This window comes from Streptomyces sp. FH025 (assembly GCF_017427025.1).
Lineage (GTDB): Bacteria > Actinomycetota > Actinomycetes > Streptomycetales > Streptomycetaceae > Kitasatospora.
The window spans coordinates 1-1,157 of the sequence record NZ_JAFLNG010001200.1; the positions used below are offsets into that span (position 1 = coordinate 1).

The 1,157-nt window shown below is 74.0% G+C and carries 1 protein-coding gene; it reads left to right on the forward strand.

Annotation, left to right across the window (positions count from 1 at the left end; genetic code table 11):
- On the forward strand, positions 1-1,157 hold a 1,157-nt coding region (locus tag J0670_RS38400), incomplete at both ends, for an AMP-binding protein (RefSeq protein ID WP_207817397.1).

Here is a 1,157-nt window from a genome sequence, read left to right on the forward strand (position 1 = left end):
CGCCCCAAGGGCGTCGTGGTGCCGCACCGCAACGTGGTCCGGCTGCTCGACGCCACCGAGCACTGGTTCGGCTTCGGGCCCGAGGACGTGTGGACGCTGTTCCACTCGATCGCCTTCGACTTCACCGTCTGGGAGCTGTGGGGCGCCCTGCTGCACGGCGGCCGGCTGGTCGTGGTCCCGTACGACGTCTCGCGCTCCCCCGACGCCTTCCTGGAACTGCTCGCCGCCGAGCGGGTCACCGTCCTCAACCAGACCCCCTCCGCCTTCTACCAGCTGATGCGCGCCGATGCCGAGCACCCGCGCGAACTCGCCCTGCGCACGGTGGTGTTCGGCGGCGAGGCGCTGGACCTCGGCAAGCTCACCGACTGGTACACCCGGCACGCCGAGGACGCCCCCCGGCTGGTCAACATGTACGGCATCACCGAGACCACGGTGCACGTCTCGTACCAGGAGCTGGACGCCGCCGCGGCCGCCGCCGGGAGCGGCAGCGTGATCGGGCGCGGCATCCCCGACCTGCGGGTGTACCTGCTGGACGGCGCCCTGCGGCCGGTCCCGGCCGGGGTGCCCGGCGAGCTGTACGTCACCGGTCCCGGCCTCGCCCGCGGCTACCTCAACCGGCCCGCGCTGACCGCCGAACGCTTCGTCGCCTGCCCCTTCGAGGCGGACGGCACCCGGATGTACCGCACCGGCGACCTCGGCCGGTGGCGCCCATGGGGGTCCCCCCGGCCGGTGGGGGCACCTCCCAGCCGCCAGGCTGGGGGCGCTGGGGGAGGCACCCTGGAGTACCTGGGCCGCGCCGACGAGCAGATCCAACTGCGCGGTTTCCGGATCGAGTTGGGTGAGATCGCGACCGTCCTCGACCGGCACCCGCTGGTCGCCGAGGCGGCCGTCGTCGCCCGCGAGGACCGGCCCGGCGACCAGCGACTGGTCGCCTACGTCGTGCCCGTCGACCCCTCGAACACCGAACTCACCTCCACACTCAGGGAGTTCGCCGCCGAGCGGCTGCCCGAGTACATGGTCCCGGCCGCCGTGGTCACGCTGCCCGCGCTGCCGCTGACCGCCAACGGCAAACTCGACCGCCGAGCCCTGCCCGCCCCCGCGTACGCCACCTCGACCCGCGCCCCGCGCGGCCGCGAGGAGGAGCTGCTCTGCGCGAT